Origin of the sequence: Comamonas piscis (genome assembly GCF_014109725.1) — a bacterium.
In the GTDB taxonomy this organism is placed as follows: Bacteria; Pseudomonadota; Gammaproteobacteria; order Burkholderiales; family Burkholderiaceae_C; genus Comamonas; species Comamonas piscis.
This window is the reverse complement of sequence record NZ_CP058554.1, coordinates 4,116,498-4,137,032: the sequence shown is the minus strand read 5'-3', so window position 1 is coordinate 4,137,032 and position 20,535 is coordinate 4,116,498. Positions and strand designations below refer to the sequence as shown.

The window sequence follows — 20,535 nt, the reverse complement described above, 5'->3', positions numbered from 1 at the left end:
GACTAAGATTGTTTAATTTTACTTATTTATTGGTGCGCCGCACAATAGCCGCCATGTGGACTACAAGCATGACTTCTACCTGGCTGGCCGGATTTACCGTCTGCCTTTCTTTGATCGTCTCGATCGGCGCGCAGAACCTGTATGTGCTGCGCCAAGCGGTGAGCGGCGAGCATGTGCGCGCCTGCGTGGCCTGGTGCGTCGTCAGCGATGCCCTGCTGATTGGTATTGGCGTGGCCGGAATGGCCCAGGTGCTGGGCGACTCGCCCACCTTGGCCTACTACCTGACCTTGGGCGGCGCGCTGTTTTTGCTCGCCTATGGCTTGATGGCGCTGTGGCGTGCGGCCATGCCCGCTGGCGCTGCACCGGCTGCGGACGGCACTGCAGCACCTTCCAATGCAGCGCAGCGGGGTTTGTGGCGTGTGCTGGGTGCACTGGTCGTCATCACCTTGTTCAACCCCCACGTCTACCTGGATACCGTGGTACTGGTCGGCTCAATCGGTGCGCGCCAGGATGGCAGCCTGAAATGGATCTTTGTGCTGGGCGCTGCCTGCGCCAGCCTGGCCTGGTTTGTGATGCTGGCGAGCGCCGGTCGGCGCCTGCAAACCCTGTTTGCCAAGCCCCAGGCCTGGCGCGTGATGGATGGCTTTACCGGCGTGATGATGCTGGCGCTGGCCTGGTGGGTGTACAGCGGCCTGGACAGCATAGGCGCCGCATGACCTCTGTGATCGCTGACGGTGACCAAGGTCTTGTAACTGTGGCCAGGCCAGGCGCTTGCTCTACAATATTTGTAGCTGCGCGCTACGCATAACGAATAACCAAAGCCGAGCCATACCGCTGCAAGCGGTGCTTCCAAGCACTTGAATTTGCTGCGCTTCCCCTCATGTACCCATGGTAGGCACGCAGGCACCACGCCTGCAGCCCTGGCCTTTTATCTGGAAATTCGTTGTGAACCCCTCTTTTCGCACCTCTGCATCCGTTCTCGCTTTGACCATCGCCGGTCTGGTTCTGCCAGGCCTGGCCCACGCCAAGCGCATGGGTGGCGGTGTCAAGCGCCCTGCAGCTACGCAAAAGGCAGCGCCTGCACCAGCAGCCAAGCCTGCTACGCCAGCCGCCGCTGCACCTGCGGCAGCTCCGGCCGCAGCAGCTCCTGCCGCTGCGGCACCGGCCGCGGGCGGCTCCGGCATGATGGGCACCATGGGTGCTGCAGCTGTCGGCGCCGTCGCTGGCACCATGGCCGGTAGCGCCATGGCGGGCGCCATGGGCGGTGACAAGTCCAAGGAAGAGGCTGCTGCCAAGGAAGCCGAAGCCAAGAAGGCAGAAACCGAAGCCGCTGCACTGCAAAAGCAGGCGGATGACGCCAAGGCCAAGGCCGCAGCTGCACGCGCTGCCACCAACTAAAAAACTGCCAAGGCCCGCGCTGCACAAGCGCTGGCCCTGCAACCTCCACCCGCAACGGCTTGCCGCGCTGCGGGTTTTTTTATCGGCGTGGGGGCAGGGATGCAGAGCCCAGGCTGGCCCGCAAAGGCTGCAGCAGTTCGCCCAGGCCGTTGTGGTCGATCTCGTGCATCAGCGCCAGCAGCCGGCCGAGATCGCCTTTGGGGAAGCCTTCGCGGGCAAACCAATTCAGGTAGTTGCCGGGCAGATCGGCAATCGCCCGGCCCTGGTGTTTGCCAAAGGGCATGGGGGTGGTGAGCAGGCGCAGCAGCTGCTCGGGGTCAAATGGGGTGGACATGGGCAAAGCATAGCGCGCCAGCGCCAGCCACTGACTGTCGCGATACCGTATAAAGATCAATTTCTTTATAACTAAATCTCTTTATATTCTTTGATCGATATACCGAAGACGGCTAAACTTGCACCATCTTGGTTCAGTCCCACCAAGACAAAATAGCTGTGTTGCCCGGGCTGGTCTTTCTCATTTGTTACAAAAACCATGTTCAAAAAAACGCTTTCCGTTCTTGCCATCGCGGCCCTGGCCGTGTCTGCCCACGCTGCTGATGTAGTGCTGAAAGTGGCGGCCTCGCCGGTGCCACATGCCGAGATTCTGAATTTCATCAAGCCCAAGCTGAAGGCCGAAGGCGTGGATCTGCAAGTGCGCGAATTCAGCGACTACATCCAGCCCAATGCGGCAGTGGAAGACAAGCAGCTCGATGCCAACTTCTTCCAGCACCAGCCCTACCTGGACAGCTACAACAAGGACCGCAAGAGCTCCCTGGTGCAAGTGCCCAATGGCAAGGTGCATGTGGAGCCCTTTGGTGCTTACTCCAGCAAGATCAAGAATATCAAGGACTTGAAGGACGGCGCCACCGTGGCTATCCCCAATGACCCTTCCAACGGCGGCCGCGCCTTGCTGCTGCTGCAAAAGCATGGCCTGATTGAGCTCAAGGACAGCGCCAAGCTGACCTCCACCCCGCTGGATATCGCCAAGAACCCCAAGAAGCTGAAGTTCAAGGAACTCGAAGCTCCCCTGCTGCCCCGCGCGCTCGGTGATGTGGATCTGGCGCTGATCAACACCAACTACGCGATCGAAGCCAAGCTCAACCCGACCAAGGATGCGCTGTTCATCGAAGGTGCGGATTCGCCCTACACCAACATCATTGCCGCCCGTGCTGACCGCGCCAATGACGAGGCGATTGCCAAGCTGACCCGCGCGCTGCATGGCGACGATGTGAAGAAATTCATCCTGGAAAAGTACAAGGGCGCCGTGGTTCCCGCGTTCTGATCGGCTAGCAAGCTGCCCGGGCAGGGCCTAGCAGCATCCCGCGTATTTTGTTGACGGGTATTTACAAAAGGCACTCTCACCGAGTGCCTTTTGTTGTTTTTGACGCTGTAACATGCAGGGTCAGCCCGGATAGCGCACACTGCCCCGGGCCACTCCAGAATTCGCGACCTCCCCCCATCCATGTCCAAACTCATCGTGCACGGCGGCACCCCTTTGCAGGGCCGCATCATTCCTTCGTCCAACAAGAATGCAGTTTTGCCCGTGCTGTGCGCCACTTTGTTGACGGACCAGCCTTTGGTGCTCCACGGCGTGCCCGACATCACCGATGTGCGCAAGATTCTGGACATCTTCGGCAAGCTCGGCTCCAGCGTGCAAATGGATTACGCCAGCGGCGTGCTCCAGCTGCACCACCGTGATACGCACTTTGATGCCTGCAAGCACCACCTGCCCGAGGAAATGCGCTCGTCCATCATGCTGGTGCCGCCGCTGCTGGCCCGCTTTGGCGTGGCGCGACTGGAGGACAACGTCAAGGGCTGCACCCTGGGCGTGCGCGAAATTGATCCGCACATCGAAGTGTTCCGCCGCTTTGGTGGCCGGGTTGAGCATGGCGAGGGCTCGCTGATCGTGCGCTGTGATGGCCCGCTGCAGGCCACCCAGCACTGGCTGGACTATGCCTCTGTTACCACCACCGAGAACTTTGTGCTGTGCGCCGCCACCGGCCAGGGCAGCTCGGTGCTGACCAATGCCGCCTGCGAGCCGCATGTGCAGGAGTTCTGCCGTTTCATGGCCATGCTGGGCGCCAAGATCGAGGGCATTGGCACCTCGCGCCTGACGGTGCATGGCGTTGGCAACCTCGGCGGCGGTGAGTTCCACTTCGAGGAAGACTTCCACGAGATCACCACCTTCCTGGCGCTGGGTGCCATTACCGGTGGCGATGTGCAGGTGCGCAACCGTACCCCCGACAACTTCCCGCTGATTGACCGCACTTTTGCCAAGTTTGGCGTGCAGATAGAGCACAAAGACGGCTGGTCGCGTGCCATCCGCAAGGGCCCGCTGAAGGTCGAAACGCCTTTCACCCGCAATGTGCTGACCAAGGTCGAGGCGGCGCCTTGGCCTTACTTCCCGGTCGATCTGCTGCCGATCTTTATCGCGCTGGGCGTGCGCGCCGAGGGCAATGCGATGTTCTGGAACAAGGTTTATGACGGCGCTTTGGGTTGGACCGGTGAGCTGTCCAAGTTCGGCGCCCATGTGTTCTCGTCCGATCCGCACCGCATCGTCACCCTGGGCGGCAACCCGCTGACCCCCGCCGTGGTCGAGAGCCCCTACATCATCCGCGTGGCCATTGCCTTGTTCATGGTGGCCGCCAGCATCGAAGGCCGCTCCGAGATCCGCAATGCCGCACCCATCAAGCGCGCCCACCCCCGTTTTGTAGAGAACCTGCAGAGCCTGGGCGCCAAGGTGGAGTGGGCGGGCGAGAACTAAGCCGCCGCCTGCTACCCACAAAAAAAGCGCTTGCCGTGTAGTAGACGGCAGGCGCTTTTTTATCGGCTGGGCACAGGCTCAGGCGACGGCTGGTTCCTCTGCCTTGGCGGCCGCTGGCTGCGGCGGAGCGGAGGGTTTGGCCGTCAGCGCGCTGCCCATGGCTGCAAACATGATCAGCCCAATCGCAGACCACTGCGTGGCGGTGAGCAGCTCGCCCAGCACCAGCATGCCGGCAATGGCCGCAATGGCGGGCTCGGTCGCCAGCATGGTCGAGAAAGCGCCGGAGCTGAGGCGCTTGAGCGCAAACATCTCCAAGGTATAGGGCAGCGCGCTGGAGATGGCGGCCACCGCCAGCCCATAGAGCAGGATGGAGGGCTGCAGCAGCTTGGCACCCGCCTCGGCAATGCCAAAGGGCACGACCACCACGGCAGCAGTCAGCAAGGCCAGCGACACCACCATGCCGCCATGCATATGGCCGGCACGCTTGCCCAGCACAATGTAGCCAGCCCAGCAGGCAGAGGCCAGGATGGCGTAGCACAGGCCCACCGGGTCGAGGGTGTTGGTCTGCACGCCAAACATCGGCAGCACCAGCAGCAAGAACAGCCCCAAGGCCGCCAGGCCCAGCCACACCAGATCGAGCAGCCGGCGCGAGGTCCAGACCGCCACCGACAGCGGGCCGACGAACTCAATCGCCACTGTCACGCCAAACGGCAGGCGCTTGATCGCCATGTAGAACAGCAGGTTCATGAGCCCCAGCACCACGCCAAATACCGCAATCTGCCCCAGATTGGCCTTGGTGGGCCTAAAGCGCCAAGGGCGCCAGATGAGCAGCAGCAACAGCGCCGAAAAGCCCACGCGCAAGGCCGTGGTGCCCTGGGCGCCAACAACGGGGAACAGGTGTTTGGCAAAGCTGGTGCCCAGGCACAGCGCACTGACGGAGCCTAGTACGGCCAAAGAGGGCAGCAGCCGCTGCCAGAGAGAATCTTGCATGGGCGAGATAATATTGCAGATGCACCAAGTAAATTGCGCGAAAAATCACTGCCAAATGCAAGTTTCGCTCTTGCTGCACGCTTCTCCTTCAGGCCCTTGCGATGAACACTGAACTTGATGCCTTTGACCTGGCCATTCTGGCCATCTTGCAGCGCGACAACCTGCGTCCCCAGCGCGAGGTGGCCGAGCAGGTGAACCTGTCGCCGGCTGCCGTGCAGCGCCGCATCCGCCGCCTGCAAGAGAGCGGTGTGATTGCAGCCAATACGGCGCAGCTAAGCCCCGAGGCGGTGGGCCGGCCGCTGACGATTTTTATCGAGGTGCAACTGGTCAATGAGTTGGATGCGCTGACCCAGGGGTTCCGTGCCCGGGTGGCGGCCGAAACTGCGGTGCAGCAGTGCTATGCGGTGACCGGCCAGACCGACTACCTGCTGGTGGTGACCGCCCGCGACATGCAGGAGTACCAGGCCATCACCCAGCGCTTATTTGATGGCGACCAGAATGTGCAGCGCTTCAACACGTCGATTGCGCTGGCGACGCTCAAGCGCAGCTTGCATCTGCCGCTGCCCCAGACATTGCCTCTGCGTTAAGAACCGCCAACACAACCCTTGATACGTCGTTGCCTGGCCGGCCGCACCAAGCCTTGTCGTACGCCTGTACCGCCTGCGGCTTGACGCCTAGTCGGGGACGCCTAGTCTCAACCGCAAACCTGCGGTTTGCTGGGTCGTGTTACCGGCTCTAAAGGTCAGGGCCTGCAGCGCTCAATGCGCCACCGCTTGCACTGGCAAAAACTGTAGCAAGCTGCCGCCGGCAATGCCTTGCACATAGCCAATCACTGCGCGGCGGTATTTCTCAGACACAACATCGGCCATCAGGTCATTGCGGGCAATCATCTTGCCAAATTCGCGCTCAAAGCTCAGGTTGCGCTCGTTGGTGTTCAGCTCGTTGCTCAGCAGCATGGCCTGGCCGTTGGCCAGCTTGCGGTGGGTGAGCATCCAATTGGCAATCTCCAGATTGCGCGATGCGTTGTAGACAGCCTGGGCATCGAGCCCATGGATCAAATAGAAGGTGGTGCGGCCGCCATAGGCGGTGACCAGCATATCGGCGGTGGCCCAGGTGAAGGCGGCGACCCGGTCACCGGCAAACTCGGGCGCCAGCGCCATGCTCATGCCGGCAATGTCGCGTTGATCCAACAGTTCAGGCCAGGGTTGTTGGTTTTCTACCGCTTCGCGCACCGCTTTCATCGCTGCCTCGCGGTTGTCAAAGCCGCCTTTGCGCCATTCCTGGGGGTTGCGGCGGTAGAGTTTGTCCATCAGCGCATACAGGCTCTGCAGGTTGGCGCGCATGCTCAAGGTGGCCATGCGGTTCACGTCGGATTGGCCCCATTCCTGCGCCTGCATGTCGCGTTCGGGGACTTTGCCACGGGTGGGCGGGGTGCTGGTGCAGCCCCCTTGCAGCAATAGCGCAGCCAGGCAGGCGGACATTCCAACAGATCGGGCGTAGCGATAGGGCATATCTAATCGTCATGGTCTGCTATCGTTTTGATTATGGCAAGCCTCCCGGCGCCTGGATTGCCGGAAGGCCAGCAGATTGCATCAGAATGTGGGAAAATGACAGTCGTTTTAGATTGCATCCACTGTTAAGAGCGAGAAAGGCAACATCGGTTATGACACCGCGAACTACAACCACTTGGGGTTTGACTGGCCAATAAGGCCGGTGGTTCGCGCCTGTACGACGATTTCGTCTCCTCACACCAAAGCGCGGACAAGCTCCGCGCTTTTTGCTTTTTGGGCGGCGCGGCTGGGTCTTTGCTCACGAATATTTAGGATTTCTCATGGTTCAAATTACGCTCCCCGATGGCTCCAAGCGCGACTATCCCGGCCCCGTGTCGGTGGCGGAGGTCGCTGCATCGATTGGCGCCGGCCTGGCCAAGGCCGCGCTGGCTGGCAAGGTCGGTTTGGGTGACAACGCCAAGGTGGTGGACACCAGCTTTGTCATCGACCGCGATATGCCGCTGGCGATCGTGACGGCCAAGGACGCCGATGGCCTGGAGGTGATCCGCCACTCCACCGCCCACTTGCTGGCCTATGCCGTCAAGGAGCTGTTCCCTGAAGCCCAGGTGACGATTGGCCCGGTGATTGAAAACGGCTTCTACTACGACTTTGCCTACAAGCGCCCCTTCACGCCAGAGGACCTGGTGGCGATTGAGAAGCGCATGACCGAGCTGGCCAGCAAGGACGAGACCATCGTGCGCCGCGTGCTGCCGCGTGACGAAGCCGTGGCTTACTTCAAAGGCCTGGGCGAGAACTACAAGGCCGAGATCATTGCCTCCATCCCCAGCAATGAAGATGTGAGCCTCTACCGCGAAGGCGCGTTTGAAGACCTGTGCCGTGGCCCCCACGTGCCCAGCACCGGCAAGCTCAAGCACTTCAAGCTGATGAAGGTGGCGGGCGCTTACTGGCGCGGTGACCACAATAACGAGATGCTGCAACGCATCTATGGCACGGCCTGGACCAGCAAGGACGAGCTGCAGCAGTACCTGACCATGCTGGAAGAGGCCGAGAAGCGCGACCACCGCAAGCTGGGCCGTGAGCTGGACCTGTTCCACATCGACGAGCATTCACCCGGCACCGTGTTCTGGCACCCCAAGGGCTGGAGCATCTGGCAAGAGGTGGAGCAGTACATGCGCCAGGTCTACCGCGACAACGGCTACCAAGAGGTCAAGGGTCCCCAGATTTTGGACAAGACCTTGTGGGAGAAGACGGGCCACTGGGACAAGTACCGTGAGAACATGTTCACGACCGAGTCGGAAAAGCGCGAGTACGCGCTCAAGCCGATGAACTGCCCCGGCCACATCCTCATCTATAAGCAAGGCATCAAGAGCTACCGCGATCTGCCACTGCGTTTTGGTGAGTTTGGCGCCTGCCACCGCAACGAGCCCACCGGTTCGCTGCACGGCATCATGCGCGTGCGCGCCTTCACGCAAGATGACGGCCACATCTTCTGCATGCCCGACCAGATCCAAGCCGAGGTGACCGCGTTCACCGCGCTGCTGCAAAAGGTGTATGCCGATTTTGGCTTCCACAACATCCTCTACCGCCTGTCGACCCGCCCTGAAAAGCGCATCGGCTCCGATGAGAGCTGGGATGCGGCCGAAGCTGCACTGGCCGAAGGTCTGCGGGCGTCGGGTTGCGAGTTTGAATACCTGCCCGGTGAGGGCGCGTTCTACGGCCCCAAGATCGAGTACACCTTGAAGGACGCACTGGGCCGTGAATGGCAGTGCGGCACGATCCAGGTCGATCCGAACCTGCCCGAGCGCCTGGATGCCGAGTTTGTCGGCGAAGATGGCGAGCGCCACCGCCCGATCATGCTGCACCGCGCCATCGTTGGCTCGCTGGAGCGCTTCATCGGCATCCTGATCGAGCAGCACGCCGGCGCGCTGCCCGCCTGGCTGGCGCCTACGCAGATTGCGGTGCTCAACATCACCGATGCGCAAGGCGCCTACGTGCAGGAAGTGGCCGACAAACTGCGTAAGGCCTTGCCGTTCCAAGGGCTGCGTGTGGTTACCGATCTGCGCAACGAGAAGATTACGTATAAAATACGGGAGCATTCGATGCAAAAGCTGCCCTATATTCTTGTCGCTGGCGACAAGGAAAAGGCAGCCGGAGCCGTAGCAGTGCGCGCCCGGGGCGGTAAAGACCTCGGTGTGATGTCCGTTGATGCATTCGTCGAACTGATTGCCAAGGACATCGCCGCTAAAGCGTAAATAGCCTTCTCAGGCACTTGAAGCTTTGGACAGCGTGGACTGCGTCATTAGCAGCTACGCTGTCGTAGCTTTTAAATTATTAGGGTGAAAGCCATAGCTACTGAATTCCGTGATCGTCGCCACCGTGAAGAACGCAAACACCGCCTGAACCGTGAGATTCAGGCGCAAGAAGTGCGTCTGTCCGGTCCTGAAAATGAACCCATGGGTATCGTTCCGTTGATGGAAGCGCTGCGCATGGCCGGAGAGCTGGACGTTGACCTGGTGGAAATCGTTGCCACCGCTTCGCCACCAGTCTGCCGTTTGATGGACTACGGCAAGTTCAAGTACCTGGAACAAAAGAAGGCGGCAGAGGCCAAGGCCAAGCAAACCGTCATCGAAATCAAGGAAGTCAAATTCCGTCCTGGTACCGATGATGGCGACTACAACGTCAAGATGCGCAATATCCGCCGCTTCCTGGCTGAAGGCGACAAGGTCAAGGTGACCTTGCGCTTCCGTGGTCGTGAAATTACCCACCAAAATCTGGGTATGGATCTGCTCAACCGCATCCGCGACGAGCTGGTCGACCTGATCCAGGTGGAGCAGTTCCCCAAGCTGGAAGGCCGCCAGATGATCATGATGATCGCCCCGGCGCGCAAGAAGCCCGGTGGCCCTGCGACCACCAAGCCTGTGGGCGAGGGGAATTCCGCCCCAGTAGCCACGGCTTAAAGAAGCGGTTAGAATACCGGATTACCGACAAGCGGCTTAGGCCGCTTTCGGTTTTTAGCAGGGTAGCGGAAGCTGCTGCCCAAGCCTGGGGGCTTACGGCCTTGGCGCTTGGGACGTAGCAGCCAACACCTTGCGAATTGATAGCGTAGATTTAATCTAGGTCTGTCACAAAAGTGGCTCGGGGCCAAAACAAGTTCCGTCGTGTGATGGAACGCCTCACGAGCACAAACATAAGGAGCATTAATATGCCCAAAATGAAGACCAAAAGCAGCGCGAAGAAGCGTTTTCGCGTTCGTCCAGGTGGTACCGTCAAGCGCGGTCAAGCCTTCAAGCGTCACATCTTGACCAAGAAGAGCACCAAGAACAAGCGCCATCTGCGTGGTGCAACCGCTGTGCATGAGACCAATATGGGTCACATCGCACAAATGTTGCCCGGCATGGGCCTGTAATTCACTGACGAACTAGGAGAAAACACATGCCTCGCGTCAAACGTGGTGTAACGGCACGCGCCCGTCACAAAAAAGTTCTGGCCCTTGCTAAGGGTTTCCGCGGTCGCCGTGGTAACGTCTTCCGCGTTGCTAAGCAAGCGGTAATGAAGGCAGGCCAATACGCCTACCGTGACCGTCGTACCAAGAAGCGCGTGTTCCGCCAATTGTGGATCGCTCGTATCAATGCCGCTTCCCGTGAACTGGGCCTGACCTACAGCCAGTTCGCCAACGGCCTGAAGAAGGCTGCCATTGAGATCGACCGCAAGATGCTGGCCGATATCGCCGTGCACGACAAGGCTGCTTTTGCAGCTATCGTCGACCAAGTCAAGGCCAAGCTGGCTGCCTAAGGTCACGATCGGTAGTTACTGTTGATTTAGTAGCTGCTGGTGCACACACAGCAAGGGCTAGGGCTTGAAAAGGCGCTAGCCCTTGTTTTTTTATCGCCAGGCTGTTTTTTGCAGCCTCGGCATCCAAGCCGATAAGAGTCGATATGAACGAGTTGGATTCTCTGGTCGAAAGCGCGCAACAGCTGTTTGCGCAGGCCCATACCCCTGCTGATCTGGAAAACGCCAAGGCGCAGTTTCTGGGCAAGTCGGGCAAGATGACCGAGCTCATGAAGGGCATGGCCCAGCTTTCCGTCGAAGAGAAAAAATCGCGCGGTGCGGCCATCAACGTGACCAAGCAGGCGATTGAAGCGGCACTGACCGCCCGCCGCAAGGCGCTGGCCGATGCCGAACTGCAAGCCCACCTGAAGGCCGAAGTGCTGGATGTGACCTTGCCCGGCCGCCGCCGTGGCAGTGGTGGCCTGCACCCGGTATCCATCACGATGGAGCGCATCGAAGGCATCTTCGGCTCCATGGGTTTCGATGTTGCCGAAGGCCCCGAGATCGAATCCGACTGGTTCAACTTCACCGCGCTCAACACGCCGGAAGACCATCCTGCGCGCTCGATGCACGACACCTTCTATGTAGAAGGCGGCACGCCGCAAGCGCCCAATCTGCTGCGCACGCACACCAGCCCCATGCAGGTGCGCCACGCCGTCCAGCACGTCAAGCGCTACCGCAACCTGCTTGATGCCGGCCAGACCATGCCCGAGATTCGCGTGATTGCGCCAGGCCGCACCTACCGCGTGGATTCCGACGCCACCCACTCGCCGATGTTCCACCAGTGCGAAGGCCTGTGGATCGGTGAGAACGTGAGCTTCAAGGACCTCAAGGTCGTGTTCACCGATTTCTGCAAGACCTTCTTCGAGCAGGAAGACCTGGTGCTGCGCTTCCGCCCCAGCTTTTTCCCGTTCACCGAGCCCTCGGCCGAGATCGACATCCAGTTCCAAAGCGGCCCGCTCGCCGGCCGCTGGCTGGAAGTATCGGGCGCCGGCCAGGTGCACCCCAACGTGGTGCGCAACATGGGCCTGGACCCCGAGAAATACATTGGCTTTGCCTTTGGCATGGGCCCTGACCGCTTGACCATGCTGCGTTATGGCGTCAATGACCTGCGCCTGTTCTTTGACGGTGACATCCGTTTCCTCTCGCAGTTTCAGGCTTGAAGATGGAGCGGCTGGCCGTGTTTGGTACCGATCAGGTTCCACGCCGCCAGATGGCGCACAGCGCCAACCGCTCGCCCTTTCAATGCCAGAACGCCCGGTCTGCCGATGCCCCAGATGGCGCAGCAGCCTTGAACGCCAACGAGTCCGACTATGCAATTTCCTGAATCCTGGTTGCGCGAATACTGCAACCCGTCGCTGACCACCCAAGAGCTGGCCGATACCTTGACCATGGCAGGCCTGGAGGTCGAAGAGCTCGACCCCGTGGCACCTCCCTTCACCGGCATTGTGGTCGGCGAGATCAAGGAAGCCGTGCAGCACCCCGACGCCGATCGCCTGCGCATCTGCCAGGTCGATGTGGGTGGCCCCGCGTTGCTGAACATCGTCTGCGGCGCGCCCAATGCGCGCGTGGGCATCCGCATCCCTTGCGCCACCGTGGGCGCCGAGCTGCCGCCCGGTGCGGATGGCAAGCCCTTCAAGATCAAGATCGGCAAGCTGCGCGGTGTGGAGAGCTATGGCATGCTGTGCTCGGCCAAGGAGCTGGGCATTGCCGACGACCACGGCGGCCTGCTGGAGCTGCCCGCTGATGCGCCGCTGGGCCAGAACGTGCGCGAGTACCTGAACCTGGACGACACCTTGTTCACCCTCAAGCTCACGCCCAACCTGGCGCATTGCCTGTCGGTCTATGGCGTGGCGCGCGAGCTCTCGGCGCTGACCGGCACACCGCTCAAGGCGCTGTCCTTCCCGGCCGCTGCCGTGGCCTCGCAAGACAAGCTGCCCGTCAAGATCGAGGCGACTGATCTCTGCGGTCGCTTCTCCGGCCGCATCGTGCGCAACGTCAACACCCAGGTGAAGACCCCGCAGTGGATGCTGGACCGCCTGGCCCGCTGCGGCCAACGCGCCGTCAGCCCGCTGGTCGACATCTCCAACTACGTGATGTTCGAGCTGGGCCGTCCCAGCCACATCTTTGATCTGGACAAGATCAGCGGTGGCCTGAGCGTGCGCTGGGGCAAGCAGGGCGAAACCCTCAAGCTGCTCAATGGCAGCACCATCGAGATCAGCGCTGTGCCCCAGGTCGGTGTGATCGCCGATGCGCATGGCCTGGAGTCGCTCGCCGGCATCATGGGTGGCGATGCCACCGCCGTGTCGGACGACACCAAGAACATCTACATCGAAGCGGCCTTCTGGTTCCCCAAGGCGGTAGCCGGTCGCTCGCGCCACTTCAACTTCTCGACCGATGCGGGCCACCGCTTCGAGCGCGGTGTCGATCCGCAGTTCACCACCGAGCACATCGAGCGCATCACCCAGTTGGTGCTGGACATTTGCGGCACGCCTGAGACTCAGGTTGCGGTGATGGACGACCAGCAGCCCAATATGCCAGCGCCCAAGACGGTGCAGCTGCGCGTAGCGCGTGCGGCCAAGGTCATCGGCATGCCGGTGACCCAGCAGCAATGCCTGGATGCCTTGAACGGCCTGGGCTTGCCTGCCACCGTCGCGCAAGAAGGCGTGATCAGCGTGACCGCGCCCACCTTCCGCTTCGACATCAACTTGGAAGAAGACCTGGTTGAAGAAATCGCGCGGATGATGGGCTACGAGAACCTGCCCACCACCAAGCCGCTCGCGCCCATCTCGCCCAAGCTGCGTGCCGAAAACTCCCGCAGCCCCTATGCCGTGCGCCATGCGCTGGCAGGCCTGGGCTACCAGGAGACGATCAACTTCAGCTTTGTCGAAGAAAAGTGGGAGCAAGAGCTGGCTGGCAACCAAGATGCCATCAAGCTGCTCAACCCCATCGCCAGCCATCTGAGCGTCATGCGCTCGTCGTTGCTGGGCTCGCTGCTGCAGGTGCTCAAGTTCAATGTGGACCGCAAGGCCCAGCGCGTGCGCGTGTTTGAGCTGGGCCGCGTGTTCTTCAAGGACGACGCGGTCGTCGAATCCGACACCACCGTGAAGGGCTTCCACCAGCCTATGCGCGTGGCCGGCCTGGCCTACGGCGCGGCTGACCAGCTGCAATGGGGCAGTGCTGAAGCCAAGGTTGATTTCTACGACATCAAGGGCGATGTCGAGGCGCTGCTGGCCCCGATCAAGCCCGTGTTTGAAGCCGCTGAGCACCCCGCACTGCACCCCGGCCGCTGCGCCCGTGTGTTGGTCGATGGCAAGGCCATCGGCTTTGTTGGCGAGCTGCACCCCCAGTGGCGCCAGGAATGGGATCTGGCGCAAGCGCCGGTGATGTTCGAGCTGGCCCTGGATGCCGTGCTGGCACGCCAAGTGCCCGTGTTCGCCCCGGTGGCCAAGCACCAGATGGTGGAGCGCGACATTGCCGTCGTGGTCAAGGAAGCCGTCACCCATGCCCAGATCATGCAGGCCATCACGGCCGCCAGCGCAGGTGCTATCCTGCGCAACGCCGTGCTGTTCGACGTGTTCCGGCCCAAGAAGCTCAAGGCCGGCGAAGAAGCCGCTGCTGGCAGCCTGGCCCAGGACGAGAAGAGCCTGGCCGTGCGTCTGAGCCTGGGTCTGGACGAGCGCGCGCTGGAAGACACCGAGATCGAAGCGGCCATGCAGGCCGTGGTGGAACAACTCAAACAAAGCCTGGGTGCGCGTCTGCGCTGATCCCTTACGCGAGGATTGCTATATGGAATTCACCGTCGAGAGCCTGGAACAACCTGCGCTGACCAAGGCGCAGCTGGCCGATATGCTGTTTGACAACATTGGCCTGAACAAGCGCGAAGCCAAGGACATGGTCGATGCCTTTTTCGACCTGATCTCGGAGAGCTTGATCAAGGGCGAAGATGTGAAGCTGTCGAGCTTTGGCAATTTTCAGGTGCGCATGAAAAAGGCCCGCCCCGGCCGCAACCCGCGCACCGGCGAAGAGGTGCCGATCGAGGCCCGCCGCGTGGTCACCTTCCACGCCAGCGGCAAGCTCAAGGACTCGGTGCAGGCGCCTGCAGACATGGCATAAGGCCAGCCTGCAGGCGTCGCGACTGGCAGTGCTCACCCGCTGCCAGTCAAGCCGTCGTCCGCTTTCGCCTATATGCAACACGGCCGCTTTCGCGGCTGTTTACAATTTGTCCATGGAAAAACAGCTGCCACCCATTCCTGCCAAGCGCTACTTCACCATCGGTGAGGTCGCCGTGCTGTGCGACGTCAAGCCGCATGTGCTGCGCTACTGGGAGCAGGAGTTCACGCAGCTGCGCCCCGTCAAGCGCCGGGGCAACCGCCGCTACTACCAGCACCATGAGGTGCTGATGATCCGCCGCATCCGTGAGCTGCTCTATGAGCGCGGCTTCACCATCAGCGGCGCACGCAACCAGCTCCAGTCGCTACCGCGCGGCCAGGCCATGGTCGATGCACTGGAAGACGACAGCATGTTCGCGCAGCAGGAAGAGGGCGACGATGCCCTGGCTGCTGGCATGCCCGAAAGCGCTGAACCGCTGAGCTGGCAGCAGGCCGCGATCGAGCTGCAAGAAATTCGTCGCATTCTTTCCGGAGACCCCGAAAACTAGGTATATAATTCAAGTCTTCGGAATGTAGCGCAGCCTGGTAGCGCACTTGCATGGGGTGCAAGGGGTCGCGAGTTCGAATCCCGCCATTCCGACCAAAAAGACAAGGACTTAGCTTGAAAGAGCTAAGTCCTTTTTCTTTTGTCCGGACCTTGGGATCTGTATAGGGTAAATCGGTCGAAATTGGTGCATACCATGGCTGGAAACCGTGACCTTGTCCTGTCCGCGTAAATGTCCTACGGCTTCCTTAAGCCGCAAGCAATGGGTGAGGCAATTATTCGGTTGCGCTTATAGGTCCTCACCGGCAGCTGATCTTCGGCGGCGATCCAGTTCAATGGCGCCGACACCATCGCGGGCTCGCAATTCAGGTCGTTCGGGAAGTGAAGCCGGCAGTCGTATCTCCCAAACCAGACCAAGCTTTTGTAGTACCACTAACGCCCACCAGCCGGGATCCCACTCCCCAGGAAATAACCCAAGGCGAGCTGACCCCGGAAAAGCATGGTGGTTGTTGTGCCACGACTCGCCCATGGTGAGCAGGGATGTAAAGCGTATGTTGCGCCCCTGAACAGCAGCGCCATGAACGCCATAGTGCATTGAGCCATGGTTGTGAGCAAAGTATCCAATCAGCCAGTGTCCAATGACGCCTGCAGTGACGCGGGCGCAACTTCCCCAGAATACAAACCCCCACCCGCCGCATGCATATAGCAGCAATGCTAAAGGCAGCTGTTGCAGCATCCAAGTTCGCTCGAGAAATTGGTAAAACCGGTCGTCGGCAATCCTTGACTCAATCTTTAGCTGTGGCGGGTTACTCAAATGCAAATCGCAGTGGAGCTGCCACCATGCATCACGCCAAAATGGGCTCCCGTGGCGAAGGTATTCGTGGCATTTCGGCAGTCGTTGCGCATAGTCACGTAAATCGTGCTGGTGCAGTAAACCCAGCGGGCCAGCGAGGCCAACTTGTATGCCGCAATACACAAATGCATATTCCAGCCACCTTGGACACTGATAGCTGTCGTGGATTAGCTTGCGATGGCTTCCAAGAGAATGCCCAAATAAAAGAGCAGCGGCGGTTGTCATGAGAAAAACCAACAAAGCGCTCCAGCTGAATGTGAGGACACCTCCTGTCAGCGTAGCGACCAGCATAGAGCCAAGCCACAGAGACTTGGCTGGTGAATAACGCACTTCGCCATTGACGACGCTATCAATATCGTCTGCCTGGATTCGATGATTTTTCAGGTTCGTGAGGAGTGTAGTCACATCTCTATCCTTGATCTAGACGCATCTTTGGACAGCTTGATTGAATCCGTAAAAACGAGGTTGCTTGTCACCATGACCTAAAGCGTGGTGTTGTCGAGGCTTGGGAACGGACTCATTTTTTGATTACCTGCTATTTTCTCCACAGCAGTTTTTGCTTCTTTTACACTGAAGTTAAATAGATAGTTGAATTTCATTCGTGGCTGCAGTTTCTGAGGCTGCTTCAGGCTGATGAAGTATTCGGTCATATTTTATTTCTATGTTCTCTTCAAGCAAAGGTGCAATTAAAGAAGCAATATTTGAACCCGCTCGTCGGAAATGGCATTGAAATGTCCGTCATTTTCAATGATTATTTGAAAATTATCATTGACGGAACAAGTGCTAAATCCAAATAACATGTGATATCAATATGCAGATTCACTTCCCGAATAAAAAATAAAATTTTCAATAATTTGTGTTGAATTGGATGCTATTAAGTTTTAGTAGCGCTGGACTTTATGTCTCATCAACTATGAGAGCTTGGATTTGGATGAAGCAATAACGATTCTCATGGGTGCATATGTTCGAAATCGAAATTTTGAAGAGCTGAAAATAAGTTGATTTCATTTTGATTTTTGTAAAATATGTCACTAATCGTGCTGTCGCTTAGAGAATTTTCTAAATATGATGTTGTTGACGTTGGCTAATGTCTTTATTGGAAAAAGATATAACTTTTTATATTTTTGCAATTTATTCTAAATATCAATAAATAATTATTTAAATCAAATGAAAACACAATTTTTTGAATTTTACATTCTGTCTTTTAGTGCTGTTGTAAATTGTATATTGTTGAAATGATTAAAAATCATTATGCTCTTAAAAAATCGTTTTTCCATTTCTGTGACTTTTTTTGTCTTGTCTATATCATAGATTGGCCTTTTTTTTGATTTTAAATAGTTTATGATTTTAGATTTCTCACGTCTTATCAATGGAGAGGTTATGCCAGTTTTCAAGGTCCCTGGTCCTATAGGTGTGAATGTTTCAGGATCAATGGGTCTCGGAGGAGATCCATTTGCTGTCAATGGAATACACCAAGCACCCAGTTGTGGCTCCAATGGAGGCTGCGATCCCTACCATGCCACGCAGCCTCATCACATGGCGCACAAGCAATCTCCTCTAGACGCTCCTGAATGGGATGGAGTCGTTAATATTTGCTATGACGTCAAAGGAAAGCAGTTTGGTGAGCTAATGATGAGCTTGCGGGATTCTGCGATAAGTTACGCACAAGACAGACGTGCTGAGCTATCGCGTTGGGATGAGATGAGCAAAGCCAGAACCAAAAGCTGGTTCAACAGTTCAAGCGACGAAATTCGCGACTACTTGCTTCCTATAATGGATTCAGTCATCAGAGTCCTGAAGTCCCTCACGCCTCAGAATTTCGAATACGACACCCAAGAGAATAGAATGGGATCAGGTTGTTTACCTGGACAAGGTCTGGTATTGACCGGGGTGCTTGCTGCAGTTTGCCCAACAGATATAGTTTCGCATCGTATAACCATCAATATGGGATTCTTTGAAGTGCCGAAGATGGGTTACTCTTATGGGCGTACTGATTTTGGACAAAAAGATTCACAGTTGTTGACGCTTATCCATGAAGTTACGCATTTCTATGATGTTGCAAGTTCCACCGATAGTTTTAATGGCGTATTCAATGCATCTCAAAACGTTAGTAACGCTAAAGCTAAAATGAATGCAGACAGCTTGGCCGCATATATATTGGGTATAGATTAAGTGTTGAAGTATTGGAGAGTTAGAATGAACGCCATCAAATATCTTGCGATTGCATTATTTTTTTTCGTAAGCTCTCCTGTCATTGCATGCAAGCTATCTGGCTTAGAGCAGTTCATTGAATTCAAGGAAAGAGAGACAACCATAGGTAAGTCCACGGCGCGCAGTGTAGCGCTATGGTTTATTGAACGGAGAGATATTGGTGGTATTAGCTCGGTTTTGGTTTTTACACATTACGATGTAAATGATATAAATACTAAAAATATCTCGGCTGAGCGCTTAAGAAATATTTCTAAATTGCTCGCCCCGTTGGTTGGGGATGTCAACATTGAATTCATTAATTGGCCAAAAAAACCAAAATCAAAAGCCGCTGAAAAATATTATTTTAATACGCTAGGAATTAGCATTCAACCGAAATGCATGGAGACGGATTCATGTTGCGGGGGTAACATGCGTTGATAATAAATTAAAATATTTTAATTTTTGAACCGTAAACAATTGGTGGTTTTGTCGAAGCCTTTTATGGGTGAAAATTAGCTGTCTATATTTTTTGTACAAATCTACAGTTGTCGCATTCCTGATGATTGCATAGACGAAACCGATATCGACTGTTCATGGCTCGCGAAGTACTGCGTGAGCTTGTACAGTCACTGCAGTCGACTAGGGTTCCATATATGCAAATAGCCCTGCACATGAATGCCCGCACCACTACGGCACTGTGCCCTGATCGCTGCCAGCGATGAGATTACCAGCGTGCCGGCCCAGCGTTTTGGTATTGCCGAGCAGATCGTCTGCTAATGGAAAAGCATGGGTTATCTATATGAAAATCAAAGTTCTGCAGTGAGAGATCCGCAGTTGCTGACACTTCTTCATGAGGTGATGGATTTTCATGGAGTTGCAAGTTCTATTGACTATTTCCCTGGTGTTAACAGCGAGTCTAGAAATTTTGCGGATGTCAAAGCGAGGATGAATTCTGATGGCTTGGCGGCATACATTTTGGCGATAGCTTGAATGTTCTTTTTTACAAGGAGATGGCAATGGGAGTTATTAAATATCTATTGATGATTGTTTTTTTGACTGTAAATTCTAATGCTGTAGCATGTAAACTTGGGAATCTAGAGCAGTTTATTGAATTCGATAAGGGAGATTTAACCATTGGGGCCTCCCGGGCAAAAGATATTGCATTGTGGTTCATTGATTGGCGAGATATTGATGGCATTAGTTCAGTTTTGGTCATGACGTATTACAATGAGGAAGTTAATGCAAGTCAAGATATTTCCAATATACGTTTAACCAATGTTTCTAGGTTGCTTGCTCCACTTGTAGCGCAAAATGTAAAAATTGAATATGTTAATTGGCCCAGAAAGCCACATTCTAAAACTGCCGATAATTACTATTTCAATATTTTGGGAATTAGCATTCAGCCTAAATGTATTGAAACGCATTCATGTTGTGGTGGTGACAGACGTTGACAGGGATTTAAGTAAAAATAAAGCATTTCCGAAATTGGTAAAATCTTTTAATACGGATTATTAAATCTATATAGTTTATGCATACTTTCATCGTTCTAATTGCAAAGGGTGTGGCATGAAAGTTTTGAGGCTCTTGCTACTGAATACCTTGTTGATGATGAGCTTTTCTGCTATGGCATGTAAACCCTTTGGTCTAGAGAAGTACGTTGAGTATGTGAAGAGTGATGCAACCCTAGGCGCCTCCACGGCGAAGAATATTGCATTGTGGTTTATTGATTGGCGAGATATTGACGGAATTAGTTCAGTTTTAGTTCATATTGATTATGATGAAGGGGATGATGCAAGTCGAAATATCTCAAGTGAACGTTTAAATAATATTTCTAGATTGCTTGCTCCTCTTGTAATGCATAAGGTAAAAATTGAATATGTCAATTCACCCAGAAAATCAGATATAAAAGTGGTTGATGATTACTATTTTAATACGTTGGGAATTAGTATTCAACCCAAATGCATTGAAACGCATTCCTGTTGCGGAGGTAATATGCGTTGACGCAAAATTTAATAAACTAGTTATTTGAAGCATAACTCATTTTGACTTGTTGAAATTATTGTGAATGGAGTCTGGGCACATATTTTCTATGCGTATTTATAGTCTTGTAAGTGACGATTAATGATAAATGCTATAAGATATATTGCCATTGTTTTATCTTTCATCGTAAACTCTCCTGCCGTTGCATGTACGCTAGGTGGTCTGCAGCAGTTCATTGAGTTCGAGGAGGAAAGTACTACCATTGGCAAGTCCTCCGCGCGTACTGTAGTGCTATGGTTTATTGATTCGAGGGATTTTTATGATAC

The 20,535-nt window shown here is 56.1% G+C and carries 23 protein-coding genes and 1 tRNA gene; 19 read left to right on the top strand and 5 right to left on the bottom strand.

Features of this window, described 5'->3' with window-relative positions; all coding sequences use genetic code 11:
• Positions 1-53 precede the first annotated feature (53 nt).
• Positions 54-716 carry a LysE/ArgO family amino acid transporter gene (locus HS961_RS18610; protein ID WP_182324539.1) on the top strand — a complete coding sequence of 221 codons (663 nt, stop codon included), beginning with the start codon at positions 54-56 and terminating at the stop codon, positions 714-716.
• A 172-nt stretch (positions 717-888) separates the two neighbouring features.
• Positions 889-1,398: an ABC transporter substrate-binding protein gene (locus HS961_RS18605; protein WP_412101608.1), complete on the top strand. Its 510-nt coding sequence runs from the start codon at positions 889-891 to the stop codon at positions 1,396-1,398.
• A gap of 79 nt (positions 1,399-1,477) precedes the next feature.
• Here HS961_RS18605 and HS961_RS18600 read toward each other — a convergent pair whose 3' ends face one another.
• Positions 1,478-1,732 carry a DUF3820 family protein gene (locus HS961_RS18600; RefSeq protein WP_182324536.1) on the bottom strand — a complete coding sequence of 85 codons (255 nt, stop codon included), beginning with the start codon at positions 1,730-1,732 and terminating at the stop codon, positions 1,478-1,480.
• A gap of 198 nt (positions 1,733-1,930) precedes the next feature.
• On the opposite strand from HS961_RS18600, the gene HS961_RS18595 reads away from it, so the two are divergent.
• Positions 1,931-2,719 carry a MetQ/NlpA family ABC transporter substrate-binding protein gene (locus HS961_RS18595; protein ID WP_182324534.1) on the top strand — a complete coding sequence of 263 codons (789 nt, stop codon included), beginning with the start codon at positions 1,931-1,933 and terminating at the stop codon, positions 2,717-2,719.
• Positions 2,720-2,899: 180 nt separating this feature from the next.
• Positions 2,900-4,201: a UDP-N-acetylglucosamine 1-carboxyvinyltransferase gene (locus tag HS961_RS18590; protein WP_182324532.1), complete on the top strand. Its 1,302-nt coding sequence runs from the start codon at positions 2,900-2,902 to the stop codon at positions 4,199-4,201.
• 78 nt (positions 4,202-4,279) lie between these two features.
• Here HS961_RS18590 and HS961_RS18585 read toward each other — a convergent pair whose 3' ends face one another.
• A complete protein-coding gene (locus tag HS961_RS18585) occupies positions 4,280-5,191 on the bottom strand; it encodes an EamA family transporter (RefSeq protein ID WP_182324530.1) in 912 nt (303 codons plus the stop codon).
• Between the two features lie 101 nt (positions 5,192-5,292).
• Here HS961_RS18585 and HS961_RS18580 point away from each other — a divergent pair, with 101 nt between their 5' ends.
• Complete coding sequence (locus HS961_RS18580) at positions 5,293-5,778, top strand: Lrp/AsnC family transcriptional regulator (protein ID WP_182324528.1); 486 nt, start codon at positions 5,293-5,295, stop codon at positions 5,776-5,778.
• Positions 5,779-5,949: 171 nt separating this feature from the next.
• Here HS961_RS18580 and HS961_RS18575 read toward each other — a convergent pair whose 3' ends face one another.
• Complete coding sequence (locus tag HS961_RS18575) at positions 5,950-6,702, bottom strand: hypothetical protein (protein WP_238347654.1); 753 nt, start codon at positions 6,700-6,702, stop codon at positions 5,950-5,952.
• A 320-nt stretch (positions 6,703-7,022) separates the two neighbouring features.
• Here HS961_RS18575 and thrS point away from each other — a divergent pair, with 320 nt between their 5' ends.
• From thrS to HS961_RS18530, 9 genes are all read left to right on the top strand, one after another.
• On the top strand, positions 7,023-8,954 hold the full coding sequence (thrS, locus tag HS961_RS18570) for a threonine--tRNA ligase (RefSeq protein ID WP_182324525.1): 1,932 nt from the start codon (positions 7,023-7,025) through the stop codon (positions 8,952-8,954).
• An 84-nt stretch (positions 8,955-9,038) separates the two neighbouring features.
• Positions 9,039-9,659: a translation initiation factor IF-3 gene (gene infC, locus HS961_RS18565; protein ID WP_182324523.1), complete on the top strand. Its 621-nt coding sequence runs from the start codon at positions 9,039-9,041 to the stop codon at positions 9,657-9,659.
• 245 nt (positions 9,660-9,904) lie between these two features.
• Complete coding sequence (gene rpmI / locus HS961_RS18560; RefSeq protein WP_182324521.1) at positions 9,905-10,108, top strand: 50S ribosomal protein L35; 204 nt, start codon at positions 9,905-9,907, stop codon at positions 10,106-10,108.
• Positions 10,109-10,134: 26 nt separating this feature from the next.
• The gene (gene rplT / locus HS961_RS18555) at positions 10,135-10,494 is read left to right on the top strand and encodes a 50S ribosomal protein L20 (RefSeq protein ID WP_021025157.1); all 360 of its coding nucleotides are present in this window, start codon (positions 10,135-10,137) and stop codon (positions 10,492-10,494) included.
• 143 nt (positions 10,495-10,637) lie between these two features.
• Entirely contained in the window at positions 10,638-11,693 is a 1,056-nt protein-coding gene (gene pheS, locus HS961_RS18550; protein WP_182324519.1) for a phenylalanine--tRNA ligase subunit alpha, read from the top strand.
• 150 nt (positions 11,694-11,843) lie between these two features.
• Entirely contained in the window at positions 11,844-14,297 is a 2,454-nt protein-coding gene (gene pheT / locus HS961_RS18545; RefSeq protein WP_182324517.1) for a phenylalanine--tRNA ligase subunit beta, read from the top strand.
• Positions 14,298-14,319: 22 nt separating this feature from the next.
• Positions 14,320-14,646: an integration host factor subunit alpha gene (locus tag HS961_RS18540; protein WP_182324515.1), complete on the top strand. Its 327-nt coding sequence runs from the start codon at positions 14,320-14,322 to the stop codon at positions 14,644-14,646.
• Positions 14,647-14,758: 112 nt separating this feature from the next.
• On the top strand, positions 14,759-15,190 hold the full coding sequence (locus tag HS961_RS18535) for a MerR family transcriptional regulator (protein ID WP_182324513.1): 432 nt from the start codon (positions 14,759-14,761) through the stop codon (positions 15,188-15,190).
• Between the two features lie 18 nt (positions 15,191-15,208).
• Positions 15,209-15,285, top strand: a tRNA-Pro gene (locus tag HS961_RS18530).
• A gap of 190 nt (positions 15,286-15,475) precedes the next feature.
• On the opposite strand, the gene HS961_RS18525 is transcribed toward HS961_RS18530, so the two are convergent.
• Both HS961_RS18525 and HS961_RS18520 read right to left on the bottom strand, forming a co-directional pair.
• On the bottom strand, positions 15,476-16,444 hold the full coding sequence (locus HS961_RS18525; protein ID WP_182324511.1) for an acyl-CoA desaturase: 969 nt from the start codon (positions 16,442-16,444) through the stop codon (positions 15,476-15,478).
• A gap of 77 nt (positions 16,445-16,521) precedes the next feature.
• The gene (locus HS961_RS18520) at positions 16,522-16,689 is read right to left on the bottom strand and encodes a hypothetical protein (protein ID WP_182324509.1); all 168 of its coding nucleotides are present in this window, start codon (positions 16,687-16,689) and stop codon (positions 16,522-16,524) included.
• Positions 16,690-17,419: 730 nt separating this feature from the next.
• Between HS961_RS18520 and HS961_RS18515 the strand changes: the two genes are divergently transcribed.
• The 5 genes from HS961_RS18515 (at position 17,420) to HS961_RS18495 (ending at position 20,230) form a co-directional block, all read left to right on the top strand.
• Positions 17,420-18,211 carry a M35 family metallo-endopeptidase gene (locus HS961_RS18515; RefSeq protein ID WP_182324507.1) on the top strand — a complete coding sequence of 264 codons (792 nt, stop codon included), beginning with the start codon at positions 17,420-17,422 and terminating at the stop codon, positions 18,209-18,211.
• A 24-nt stretch (positions 18,212-18,235) separates the two neighbouring features.
• Positions 18,236-18,667 (top strand): hypothetical protein, encoded by a 432-nt coding sequence (locus HS961_RS18510; RefSeq protein WP_182324505.1) that lies wholly within the window; start codon positions 18,236-18,238, stop codon positions 18,665-18,667.
• 348 nt (positions 18,668-19,015) lie between these two features.
• Positions 19,016-19,219 carry a hypothetical protein gene (locus tag HS961_RS18505; RefSeq protein ID WP_182324503.1) on the top strand — a complete coding sequence of 68 codons (204 nt, stop codon included), beginning with the start codon at positions 19,016-19,018 and terminating at the stop codon, positions 19,217-19,219.
• Between the two features lie 26 nt (positions 19,220-19,245).
• Entirely contained in the window at positions 19,246-19,680 is a 435-nt protein-coding gene (locus HS961_RS18500) for a hypothetical protein (protein WP_182324501.1), read from the top strand.
• A 154-nt stretch (positions 19,681-19,834) separates the two neighbouring features.
• Positions 19,835-20,230 carry a hypothetical protein gene (locus HS961_RS18495; protein WP_182324500.1) on the top strand — a complete coding sequence of 132 codons (396 nt, stop codon included), beginning with the start codon at positions 19,835-19,837 and terminating at the stop codon, positions 20,228-20,230.
• The last annotated feature ends 305 nt before the right edge of the window (positions 20,231-20,535 follow it).

Coding starts and splice junctions, on each gene's coding strand:
- HS961_RS18535 (WP_182324513.1), top strand. CDS start 14,759: ATGGAAAAACAGCTGCCACCCATTCCTGCCAAGCGCTACTTCACCATC.
- HS961_RS18605 (WP_412101608.1), top strand. CDS start 889: ATGGTAGGCACGCAGGCACCACGCCTGCAGCCCTGGCCTTTTATCTGG.
- thrS (WP_182324525.1), top strand. CDS start 7,023: ATGGTTCAAATTACGCTCCCCGATGGCTCCAAGCGCGACTATCCCGGC.
- HS961_RS18600 (WP_182324536.1), bottom strand. CDS start 1,732: ATGTCCACCCCATTTGACCCCGAGCAGCTGCTGCGCCTGCTCACCACC.
- HS961_RS18540 (WP_182324515.1), top strand. CDS start 14,320: ATGGAATTCACCGTCGAGAGCCTGGAACAACCTGCGCTGACCAAGGCG.
- HS961_RS18495 (WP_182324500.1), top strand. CDS start 19,835: ATGATGAGCTTTTCTGCTATGGCATGTAAACCCTTTGGTCTAGAGAAG.
- rplT (WP_021025157.1), top strand. CDS start 10,135: ATGCCTCGCGTCAAACGTGGTGTAACGGCACGCGCCCGTCACAAAAAA.
- HS961_RS18505 (WP_182324503.1), top strand. CDS start 19,016: ATGGGTTATCTATATGAAAATCAAAGTTCTGCAGTGAGAGATCCGCAG.
- rpmI (WP_182324521.1), top strand. CDS start 9,905: ATGCCCAAAATGAAGACCAAAAGCAGCGCGAAGAAGCGTTTTCGCGTT.
- HS961_RS18585 (WP_182324530.1), bottom strand. CDS start 5,191: ATGCAAGATTCTCTCTGGCAGCGGCTGCTGCCCTCTTTGGCCGTACTA.
- HS961_RS18610 (WP_182324539.1), top strand. CDS start 54: ATGTGGACTACAAGCATGACTTCTACCTGGCTGGCCGGATTTACCGTC.
- HS961_RS18590 (WP_182324532.1), top strand. CDS start 2,900: ATGTCCAAACTCATCGTGCACGGCGGCACCCCTTTGCAGGGCCGCATC.
- pheT (WP_182324517.1), top strand. CDS start 11,844: ATGCAATTTCCTGAATCCTGGTTGCGCGAATACTGCAACCCGTCGCTG.
- HS961_RS18575 (WP_238347654.1), bottom strand. CDS start 6,702: ATGCCCTATCGCTACGCCCGATCTGTTGGAATGTCCGCCTGCCTGGCT.
- HS961_RS18515 (WP_182324507.1), top strand. CDS start 17,420: ATGCCAGTTTTCAAGGTCCCTGGTCCTATAGGTGTGAATGTTTCAGGA.
- HS961_RS18580 (WP_182324528.1), top strand. CDS start 5,293: ATGAACACTGAACTTGATGCCTTTGACCTGGCCATTCTGGCCATCTTG.
- HS961_RS18510 (WP_182324505.1), top strand. CDS start 18,236: ATGAACGCCATCAAATATCTTGCGATTGCATTATTTTTTTTCGTAAGC.
- HS961_RS18500 (WP_182324501.1), top strand. CDS start 19,246: ATGGGAGTTATTAAATATCTATTGATGATTGTTTTTTTGACTGTAAAT.
- pheS (WP_182324519.1), top strand. CDS start 10,638: ATGAACGAGTTGGATTCTCTGGTCGAAAGCGCGCAACAGCTGTTTGCG.
- HS961_RS18520 (WP_182324509.1), bottom strand. CDS start 16,689: ATGACCGAATACTTCATCAGCCTGAAGCAGCCTCAGAAACTGCAGCCA.
- HS961_RS18595 (WP_182324534.1), top strand. CDS start 1,931: ATGTTCAAAAAAACGCTTTCCGTTCTTGCCATCGCGGCCCTGGCCGTG.